Origin of the sequence: Gimesia alba, from assembly GCF_007744675.1 — a bacterium.
Classification (GTDB): Bacteria; Planctomycetota; Planctomycetia; order Planctomycetales; family Planctomycetaceae; genus Gimesia; species Gimesia alba.
In genome coordinates this window covers 2621044-2631446 of sequence record NZ_CP036269.1, presented here as the reverse complement: position 1 = coordinate 2631446, position 10403 = coordinate 2621044, and the positions used below count along the sequence as shown (strand labels likewise).

General features: G+C 50.2%; 9 protein-coding genes. 4 read left to right on the top strand and 5 right to left on the bottom strand.

The window, feature by feature from the left end:
- Positions 1 to 187: 187 nt before the first annotated feature.
- Positions 188 to 1624, top strand: a complete 1437-nt coding sequence (locus Pan241w_RS09785; RefSeq protein WP_145223316.1) for a sulfatase-like hydrolase/transferase — start codon at positions 188 to 190, stop codon at positions 1622 to 1624.
- Between the two features lie 79 nt (positions 1625 to 1703).
- Positions 1704 to 2027 carry a hypothetical protein gene (locus tag Pan241w_RS09780; protein WP_145214412.1) on the top strand — a complete coding sequence of 108 codons (324 nt, stop codon included), beginning with the start codon at positions 1704 to 1706 and terminating at the stop codon, positions 2025 to 2027.
- 80 nt (positions 2028 to 2107) lie between these two features.
- Here the strand turns inward: Pan241w_RS09780 and Pan241w_RS09775 are convergent, their stop codons facing one another.
- The 5 genes from Pan241w_RS09775 to Pan241w_RS09755 all read right to left on the bottom strand — a co-directional run bounded on the left by Pan241w_RS09775 (position 2108) and on the right by Pan241w_RS09755 (position 5995).
- A complete protein-coding gene (locus Pan241w_RS09775; RefSeq protein ID WP_145214409.1) occupies positions 2108 to 2527 on the bottom strand; it encodes a hypothetical protein in 420 nt (139 codons plus the stop codon).
- A 67-nt stretch (positions 2528 to 2594) separates the two neighbouring features.
- On the bottom strand, positions 2595 to 2774 hold the full coding sequence (locus tag Pan241w_RS09770) for a hypothetical protein (protein WP_145214407.1): 180 nt from the start codon (positions 2772 to 2774) through the stop codon (positions 2595 to 2597).
- A 287-nt stretch (positions 2775 to 3061) separates the two neighbouring features.
- Positions 3062 to 3850: a hypothetical protein gene (locus Pan241w_RS09765; RefSeq protein ID WP_145214404.1), complete on the bottom strand. Its 789-nt coding sequence runs from the start codon at positions 3848 to 3850 to the stop codon at positions 3062 to 3064.
- Positions 3851 to 3941: 91 nt separating this feature from the next.
- On the bottom strand, positions 3942 to 4376 hold the full coding sequence (locus Pan241w_RS09760; protein ID WP_145214401.1) for a hypothetical protein: 435 nt from the start codon (positions 4374 to 4376) through the stop codon (positions 3942 to 3944).
- A 179-nt stretch (positions 4377 to 4555) separates the two neighbouring features.
- Positions 4556 to 5995, bottom strand: coding sequence for a sulfatase family protein (locus tag Pan241w_RS09755; protein WP_145214399.1), 1440 nt, complete (start codon positions 5993 to 5995; stop codon positions 4556 to 4558).
- A 322-nt stretch (positions 5996 to 6317) separates the two neighbouring features.
- On the opposite strand from Pan241w_RS09755, the gene Pan241w_RS09750 reads away from it, so the two are divergent.
- Positions 6318 to 8408: a DUF1592 domain-containing protein gene (locus tag Pan241w_RS09750; protein ID WP_198000438.1), complete on the top strand. Its 2091-nt coding sequence runs from the start codon at positions 6318 to 6320 to the stop codon at positions 8406 to 8408.
- Between the two features lie 51 nt (positions 8409 to 8459).
- The gene (locus Pan241w_RS09745) at positions 8460 to 9809 is read left to right on the top strand and encodes a DUF1552 domain-containing protein (protein ID WP_232107402.1); all 1350 of its coding nucleotides are present in this window, start codon (positions 8460 to 8462) and stop codon (positions 9807 to 9809) included.
- Positions 9810 to 10403: the final 594 nt, after the last annotated feature.

Here is a 10403-nt window from a genome sequence, read left to right as displayed (position 1 = left end):
CAGCCAGTTCGGATGTCTGGAAACAAAAGCCTGTATCCCCGCTGATCTGGATACAGGAAAAATGTCCTACTCTGCTGACCTGATAATGTGAATCAGGGTCTGGCACTGATATGATCGAAACTGGCAATCCTGATTTCTAAGGAGCTTTTATTCACAACTTCAGCCACAAAGTAGAAAAGAGACAATGATGCTGAATCGACGTGTTTTGTTAGCAGCGATGGGAGCCGTTATTTACCTGACCGCGACAGAAGTCTCTTTTGCGGCCAAGCCGTACAGGTCCGATAAACCCAACATTATTCTGGTGATGGCGGATGACCAGGGCTGGGGTGACACCGGTTATAATGGTCACCCGTTTGTGCAGACGCCGTCACTCGATGCCATGGCGAAGGACGGGTTCGTCTTTGACCGATTCTATGCCGGTGCGCCGGTCTGTTCGCCGACCCGTGCCAGCGTGATGACCGGGCGTAATCCGAATCGAGCCAAAGTCACCAACCATGGCCGCTACATGCGCCCGCATGAGCAGACCATCGCAGAAACGTTGAAAGCGGCCGGCTATATCACCGGCATTTTCGGCAAAGTGCACCTGGGTTCGGGCCAACCCGACTCGCCCTGCAATCCCAGCGGCATGGGATTTGATGAATGGGTGATCGGCCTCAACTTTTTCGACAACGATCCCTACCTGAGCCGCATGGGAAAGATTGAGCATCGTCAGGGAAAAGGCTCGGTCATCCTGATGGATGACACGCTCGAATTCCTCAAGAAACACAAGGACGGCAATCGCCCGATCTTTACGGTTGTCTGGTTCCCTTCTCCACATGCCCCGCACGCGGAAGTGCCGGAAGGCCCGAGTCTTTACAAAGGCAAACCAAACGCGGCGTACTACCGCGAGATCACACTGCTCGATCAGCAGGTCGGGCGTCTGCGACACGCGATCAGAGAAATGGGCATGGCGGAGAATACGATCCTCTGGTACTGCAGCGATAACGGCGGGCTGGTCAAGGAATCGTCCGGCGGTCGTGAGAAAAAAGGGAGCATCTACGAAGGAGGCCTGCGCGTGCCGGGCATCATCGAATGGCCCGCACGCCAGCTCAAAGGTCGCACCGCGGTCCCTGTGGCGACCTTTGATATCTATCCGACCCTCCTTGCGATGGCCGGCGTGGAGTTGTACGCGCCGCACCCGCTCGATGGCATGGATGTGAGCGGCATCATTTCGGGGTCGGTGACCGAACGCAGCAAGCCGATGGGTTTCTGGCACAAATTACAGGGCGGGCAAGGAACCCGGAGCGACCAGATTCAGAAAGCGATCATGGAAAAGCAGCAGGCCGGCGCCCCCTTACCGCATGATCCAAAAAGAGTTCGCAAAGACGTCAACGAATTCCCCCAGTTTCCCGAAGAGACCACGACCGGGCATGCCGCGTGGACCGACTGGCCCTGGAAACTGCATCGGATCAACGGCACCAAATTCGAACTCTATAATCTAAGCGATGACCCAATGGAAAAAACCGATCTTTCCCAAAATCCTCAACAGACCCAGCGACTGAAACGGATGCAGCAGGAGCTGGATACATGGATGCGATCTGTGATCCGCAGTATCAATGGGAAAGATTATCAGGAAACGAAGTAAAAAACTTAAAAAGGGTCAGTATGTATCAAAGAGTCCAGCCCCTCTTTTAATCGCTTCAGGGTTTAGTGGGACCATTCTAATGCAACAATTCCGTTTGAAATGCCCATGCGGCTACGAATCCAACTTGGCCCCTTTTGGTTCCGATGCCTGGTCGTCAAGCTACTTCGTTCCTGTTGTATTGAGCGATGACGAAGTGTTGCATCGTGTCGAAATCAAGAAAAGAGCAGATGAGCCTGAGGAGGACTTCGACGAACGGCTAGACGAAGCCATTCAAACTCAAGCCCTCGATGAGTTTGGTGAGAACGCGACCATCATGACCCCTTTGGCAATTCGAGGAGATCAGACTGTCAAGTGCCCGAGATGTGGAAGGCAGGAAGCCAAATTTCAATTCGTGGGGTTTTGACCTTGGATTTGCTCGTGGTCAGAAAAAGGTTGTCAGGAAGCTTAATTGATTTCACTGGCATTTAAAGTATCAGTAGTCTTTTAGTAATCCCGAACACTTTTATCTGTCCTATCTTTATTTGCGTCTAGATATAAATCCCATTTATTATCTGCGAAATGAGATTTTAATACTTTGATTCCCTTAAGAAAATGTGAGTCAAATTCACCATTTTGAACTACATGAGAAAACGCTTCACTATCTAGCAAACTATCAACTTCACTCAGCATACCTTCACGAACTTCTACTACTAGAGCATCGACAAAGTGTTTGCCCCATTCTTTTTCTATTAATACAATATTTTCCTCAAAATTTTCTTCCGTAAAGCATTGTGGTAACAAATAGCAGGCTTCCCAAGCAGCGATACTTATATCACTACACAATTTAATTAAATCTTGTAGCTCAAAGACACCCTTAAAAGGCTCAAAACTTTTTTGAATATCATTCCAATTAATAAATTTCATCCATTGTTCTCCAACTTATTTTATTTCATTGTAGAAGCTATTAAAGAGGCCTGGACTCTTTGAATGATTAAGAGTCCTGATCCTTTTTACTATTCATGTTACTGCGATTCAACGCGGGACGGCGATCAAGCCAGACGAGGCCAGGCCCGGTGACCTCATACAGTACTGGATGAAAAAACGCGACGGCACATGGTTCGGTCACGCCGGCATACTTGAGAAAGTCGAAAAAAATGGTAAGACAATTCAAGCGACCATCTTTGGTGCCCACAAGAGTTCAAACGGAATTGCCTCATCTCAGTTCAAATTGAATTTGTCGGGAACAGACCGAAAAATTTTCATTGTCAGGCCGCGATAGCCAGAAAAGGAGGCAGGACTGATTGGCCCTGACCTCTTTACACTCTCTATGTATGTATTGACGTCGCCCACTCCAACGTAGGGGCGGGACCCATGTGTCCGCCCGCCTTGTGACATTCCATTCACAATAAAAAGAACAATTGGAACCAGCGCGAAAAGTATTAAAGGGGCAGACTTTGATCACTTAAGAGTCCCGCCCCTTTTATTCTCCTTTTTATTCTCCTCTCCCCCATTGTCCGGCTCTTCAGGCTGTTGTTCTTTCTTGCCTCCGGGCAGCATTTCGACGATCCGGTTGCGGACTGCTTTTACACCACGTTTGGCGAGATCGCTGCCGGCTTCTTTTGCGGAAACACGAATCGTACGTTCTTCAACAATATCATCGGAGGAACCGGGCACACGGTCTGGCCCCCACGAACGTACGGCGATCTCTGAGCTTAACAACTCCTTGTCTACCCGCAGCTTAATGGGTCGTTGCCACGCGTCGAGGTCGCGCAGCGAACCGGGTATGGGATCCGCAGCATTTTTGTCTTTGATTTGCTGCGTAAACGTATCAGCCAGCTGTTTCACCTGGGAACGCGTCTCTTTAACACGTTGTTCCTGATCTGTTCTGTGTTGTTTTTCACTCCGATAATGGAGATACCCAGGGATCATCACGCATCCGGCCAGCAAGAATAAAACAATCCACTTCAGGATTTCGAATTGTGTCGAGTGGGTGGGCGTTGCTTCGTCCGTTTCCGGAGTGCCTGCTGACGAGTTTGGTATCGCGGGATGTTTTGTACGTTCCTGCATCCGTTTTTTGAACTGCTGTGAAGCCGTAGAGATCCCTTGCGTCAGGGCCAAGTAAACAAATTCCAGGGTCGCGGCGAGGAATTTCGTGACCACTTCAAGAAGCCCAACAAAGAGTGCTTCCAGAGTGGCTAAAACGATAACCCCTATCACGACCAATACAATAATGATGATGTATGTCATAAACCTGATTCAGTCTCTTGCGTGCAGGGCAACGAATTGCCAGAAAAATGATTTGAGTGACAAAAAGAAAGGCATAATCCAAGATAGTCGTTTACTGCTGTTTCTGCCTTATCAGTTCAGGCTTTCCATTATGAATCAAAAAGGCAATGTCGTCCCCTGCTCCATTTTCATCGATCTGATTTAAACCAGTCGAGTAGAGCATAACAGTGCCGTCTTCCTTTCGCTGATAGACAAAAGGTTGATCCCATGCATCATAATAGTTTTCCAGAAAACCACGATTATCATATTTTAAAATGTCAACGCCCCCTAATGACAGCAGGGTCACTTGAACGCACCACGTCTCAGGGTCGGGATATTTGGAATTTGCTTCTTCAAATTCAATGATTTGCCTGCAAACACCCTCTAATCTTATTTTTGTGATTGTCAGTTGTTTCGACAAATGATCAACGTTAGGCATGAAGGTATAAATTAAGATCAAAACAGTAATCACACATACGGACCACTCCACCTTACTGAAAGTTTTCATTGATTTTATTCCGCATAGAGCAAAGCTGTCAGGAAGCGTAAATCCCCAATATACATCGCCGCCAATAGTTTCCTGGAACTTTTTTTGTCTCTGTTATTCCCCACAAACAATTTTACACGGCATTTCCTCTGAATGGAAAAAATGGGCAACAGCAAAAGCATTTTCGCTAATTAAAACAATTACCGATAATCTTCCCAGAGATCCGCGTTTTCATAGCTGTCGCGGATGCGCCATTCTCGGAGGAGGGCGAGCAGTTCTTTCTTCTTTTCAGAATGTGCGGGTGCATCCCAGAGGTTTTCCACTTCCAGAGGATCGGCTTTGAGATCAAACAGTTGGCCCCACGGTTCGTCGAGGAAATGCACCAGTTTCCAATCTTGTGTTCGCACCATGGTCATAAACTTGCTGGTTGTCAGAATGCCATCTTTGGCCTGTTCGGCGAACACGACGTCACGTAAACATGACGCCGCTTCAGGCCCCGATTGGAGCAGCGGCAACAGGCTGCGTGCTGCCATAGGTTCGGGAATGGGAATGTCTGCGATGTCCATCAATGTCGGTCCCAGATCCATCTGCTGAACCAGGCCATCAACGGCCCGCGGTGCTCCAAAGCGATGGGGCGCCCAGATGATCATCGGCACGCGCGTAATGACGTCGTACATGGTCCATTTCTGGCTGTGTCCGTGGTCCGTCAGGCAATCGCCGTGATCAGATGTGAAGATGACAATGGAGTTGTCGAGCAGCCCTTTCTCTTCCAGCGCCGTCATAATCTCACCCACCTTTTCGTCAATCATCGTGACGTTGGCCAGATAATAAGCGCGCTGCCGGTGCCGCTGTTCCGCTGTAGGTTCGAGCAGATGCACGACGGAGTCGTGATCCACCTCGTTGTTATGAATGCGCATCGCCTTTAACGGCTCCGGCTGGTGCGCAAGATCGCTTTCGAGCACGGGTGCGATGTTGAGCTCTTTTTTCAGATACGACTCGGCATACCGGGGAATCGGATCATACGGCGGATGCGGGCCGGGAAAACCAATTTCCAGAAAGAGCGGCTCGCTGACGGGATAGTTGCGGATCCAGTCGACCGCCATGTTCCCCACGAACATGTCGGGATGCATATCCTCATCCAGCAGCCAGTCAAAGGCGCCCAGGCTTTCTTTGTAATCGGGTAACTGGCGGTAGAGTTCCCGTTGCTGTTTCACCAGGCCGCGTGCCCGTAATGCTTTATCCCACTCATCGTAAAAGTAGCGCCCTTCCAGGTAGCGATCTTTGTTCTCCACCACGTAGCGTTGCTCGAAACCCAGGGGAGTGGTGTAAGGCCAGCTGTGCATCTTGCCAATGTTGACCGTCTGGTAACCTCCGTCATGCAGGTTTTCGATCCAGCCATGCTTCCAGGTATCGGCATTTTTCAGAATCCCCGTCGTATGGGGATAATGGCCCGTAAAGAGTGATGCTCTGGCAGGAGCACAGGAAGCGGCGGTGATGAAACAGTTGTTGAAAACAATGCCCTCGCGATGCAAACGATCAATGTGTGGCGTTTCCATGAAATCATAGCCGGCTGCCTGAATCGTATCGAACCGCTGCTGATCGGTAATGATGAGTATGATGTTTGGTCGCTGATCTGTCATTGGAATGCCCTGCGCCCTGCCCCAAGAGTGATATCGGAAATAAGTCGAAGTCGTTAATTGGATCGAAACAGTATTATTTATCTATCAGATCGAAGCGGACAGACGCAAGGACTGCAGTCGGATTTGGCAGAGATGACACTGAAAAACGCTGTTGTTACTGTGAAATCCACCTGCTGTTTCATACTAAGCACACCAGCGAAATCAAGGGAAAAACATCCCGTAATAGACATAGGAGGGGTGGTTGAGTTAGAATAAATGACGGCTTATACATCGAACAGTCTCAGACTCAACCACAATAATCAATCCCAGAGAAGAAACGACTTTGATCTCACGATTTTTATACATCAGCGTATTCGCGGCGATCTGGCTCTCTCCCCTGTTTAGTCAGGGAGCTGAGCGTACGCCTGATCCAAAGGCGGATGCGTTCTCGACCGTCATCCAGCCCCTCTTTCAGCAGAACTGTGTGAAATGTCACGGCAAGAAAGAAAAGGTGGACGGCGAAGTCAATCTGCTCCAGCTGGAACATGCCGACCAGTTGGTAAGTAATCCCGAACTGCTGGAGAATATCATTGAAGCGGTCGACTCTGGGTACATGCCACCCGAGAGCGAAAAGCCGCTTTCTGAAAAGACAAACAAGCAACTGGTCGCCAGTCTGAAAGCGTACTTGAAGAAATCGATTGCATTACAGGGCAACTTGCCAGAAACGCCGATTCGAAGAATGAATCGGTTTCAATACAACAATGCCGTTCAGGATCTGTTCCAACTGAAAGTGGAAGTCTTTTCGCTTCCGGAACGGATGATGCGGGAGCATGACAATTACTTTCAACCACGAACGGGAAAAATGCCCCCGCAGGTGCGGGTCGGCAGTCGTCCGCTGGGCAAGTCCCAGTTGATCGAAAGACGACTTGGCGGAGTGGCCGCATTTCCACAGGACCTGCGTGCGGAAAACGGCTTCGATAACAGAGCCGATCACCTTTCGCTTTCCCCGTTATTGCTGGAATCATTTCTGAGACTGAGCCGTTCCATTGTCTCCAGTGCCGACTTCAACTCGAAGACCTGTGGTATCTGGAAGGAGTTTTTTGAATTTTCGAAAGACCGGTCGACGGAAGAAACGCAGGCGATCGTGGAAGTTCGCTTAAGAAAATTTCTGACACGCGCCTTTCGGCGTCCCGCCAGCGACGAACTTGTCAACCGTTACACTTCTTATGTCATGCGGCAGATACAGAATCAGAAGTCGTTTACGGAAAGCATGCAGGAAGCGGCAGCAGCGGTACTGGCTTCGCCTCAGTTTTTCTATCTGTATGATCAGTCGGCTGACCGGGAGACTCCGAATCAAACACGAATTGATGATTTCAGTCTGGCTTCGCGTCTTTCGTTTTTCCTCTGGGGCAGTATTCCTGACCAGACACTACTCGATCTGGCTGCGGCCGGGAAACTGCATGAGCCTGACGTTTTAACGGCGCAGGTTTCCCGCATGTTGCATGACGAACGTCTGAAACGATTTTGTGACAGCTTTCCAGTCCAATGGCTGCAACTGGAACGGATCATCTCTTCCACTCCCGATCGTCAGCGGTATCCGCAATTCTACTTTGCAAAGTACCGTGCCAGCATGCATATGATGCTGGAGCCATTACTCTTGTTTGAGACACTGCTGATTGAAGATCAGTCCGTGCTGAAGCTGATTGATTCCGATTTCAGTTATCGAAGTGATCTGCTGAATGCCTGGTATCGCGATGGGAAACGGGGAAATCCAGGCTCGCCCGTGACGGTGAATTTTCGGCGCGTTCCTGTGGAAGACCGGCGGCAGGGTGGCGTGATCACCAACGCTGCCGTCATGACGATGACATCGAGTGCCACTCGCACCCAGCCGATTACACGCGGTGCCTGGATTGCGGGCGTCATTCTGAATGATCCTCCCAAACCACCGCCCGCTGATGTCCCCTTGCTGGAGGATAAGCCGAAGGAGGGCGAAGAGAATTTGACGTTGCGTGAGCGCTTCGCCGCCCATCGAAAGCACCCCAACTGCGCGGGCTGTCACCAGCGGATTGATCCATTAGGGTTTGCATTAGAAAATTATGATGCAGCAGGCCTGTGGCGTGAAACATATTCCAATGGACGAACGGTCGACGCCAGTGGCAAGCTGTTAAGCAAACATGAATTCTCAAATATTATCGAGTTCAAAGATGCGTTGCTGGCTGAAAAGGACCGGTTTACTCGTGCCTTTGCGGCGCATTTACTTTCGTTTGCCCTGGGACGCGAAATGGGAGTTGCCGATTCATTGGCATTGGACAAGATTGTGGCTGATACAGCAGCCGCTGATTACCGGTTCCAGTCGCTCATCAAAGAAATCGTCTTGAGCCCCCCGTTCTTACAGAGTACAGTCAGGCAGAGGAACGAGCCCGTCATTGAATAATCAGACGCGCTCTCAAAAACAATCATTAACATGTCAGCTTAGAATGGTAGAATGATGTTTGAAATCAATCGACGCACATTTCTCCGCGGCGCAGCAGGTGCGACCCTGGCATTGCCCTGGATGGAAAGTCTCGCGCACTCTGAAGTCCCTCCGAAACCGGCGCGGCGCCTGGCGGTCTTCTATGTGCCCATTGGTGTGGTGCGTCGTGGTTTCTTTCCGGGCGAACAGGATGCAGCGATCCCCAAATTCACGAGTAGTCAGGAAGAGATTACCCGGGAAACCGGTCTTCAAGTCGGGATGCGACCTCTGCAAGAACTGACTCCCACTCAGCAGCCACTCGAAGCAGTCAAGCAGAAAGTCACACTGATCACCGGCATGGACCGTTTCTACAAGCATGGAAGTGACGTTCATGCGCAGTGTGCCTCCTGTTTTTTAAGCAGTGCCACTGCCCACGCCGTCAAGTCGTCGGTGTACCCCCTGTCCCGGACTCTCGATCATATCATCGCTGACCATGTCGGGGAGAAGACTCCTTTCCGCACTTTGGAACTGAGTTGCAACAGCCATCATGACAACAAAGAGTCGATCTACTTTGATAATATCTCCTGGTATGGGACGGGTCATGTGGCGCCCTCGATTCGTGATCCGCGAAAAGTCTATCGCCGGATGTTCGGCACACAGGAGAATCAGGCCTATCGCGATATCACGGGACTGGTTCTCGAAGATGCGCGTTCATTAAACAGACGACTCGGCCGTGCCGACCGTGAGAAATTTGCGGAGTACTTCGATGGCATCAGGACGATCGAAGAACAGATGGATAAACTCGATCAGATTAAAAATGAAATTGGCAAAGCTTCAGTGAAAGAACCAGATAACTCACAACTCCCCCGTGGCCAATATATTCGCCTGATGGGAGACCTGATGGTGGCAGCACTGCAGGTTGGTTTGACCAATGTGGCCACGTTGATGATTGGGCCCGAACGCTGGGATACACCCATGCGATATGAATCGCTGTTCGACAAACCGATGAGCCATCATCAGATGTCTCATAATCAAAATAAGTTTATGAAAGAACTGTTGCAGGTGGATCGATTCCATATGGAACAGTTTGTGTATCTCGTGCAGAAGATGGATGGAATCCGTGAAGCGAATGGAACGACATTGCTTGATAATACCATTTTCACGTATGGTTCCGGTCTGGGTGATGGTGCCACGCATCAATATACCGACCTGCCCATCGTCGTCGCGGGTTCTGGCGGAGGACAATTAAAGACGGGACAGCATCTGCATTGCTCCGATGGCACCGCCCTGGCAAACCTCTGGCTCACGCACGCACAAGTCATGGGGCTCAAGCTCAAGCGATTTGCCGACAGCACCGGCCCGGTCCAGCAATTATTGACCTGATCCATTCCATGGTTCAGCCTCTTCACCACTGAAACTCCCCTGCCTTTGCTGTATAAAAACATCTTGACGCCGCCCCGCCGTTTGCCATGATCTCTAGTTATGCGTCGCGCGCGAGAACACTACTGGTTCAGGTGCAGACCCGGAACGAAACAAACTGCACCATCCAATAAACCGCTGGTTTGAGCACGATTTTCCCCAACCAACCCCAAAAAAGTTATGCGGGTCGACACACGCCGACGCATAACGCCACACAACCAACACCGCCCGCCACCCTGACAACACATCCCGCCACGCTTCGCCACAGAACGTTTCTCCAATCCCCTTGACCGCCCCACGCCTTTCCCCAAAATCCATTTCACAATCATAATACTCTCTCCCGATGTAGGGGCGAGTCTATGTGCTCGCCCGCCGCGCGACATCCCATTCAAAATAAAAGAACAACGGGAACCAGCACGACAAACAAAAAGTGAGCGGGTCGGCGCTAGGTAGTGTTTATTTATTAGTTCTGAGCGTGATTTTGTGGTCTATAGAGTTATCAATGTAAAAATTCACGGTGGTCGACAGTGTGCTGTTGCTCCTGTTTTGAGGACTATG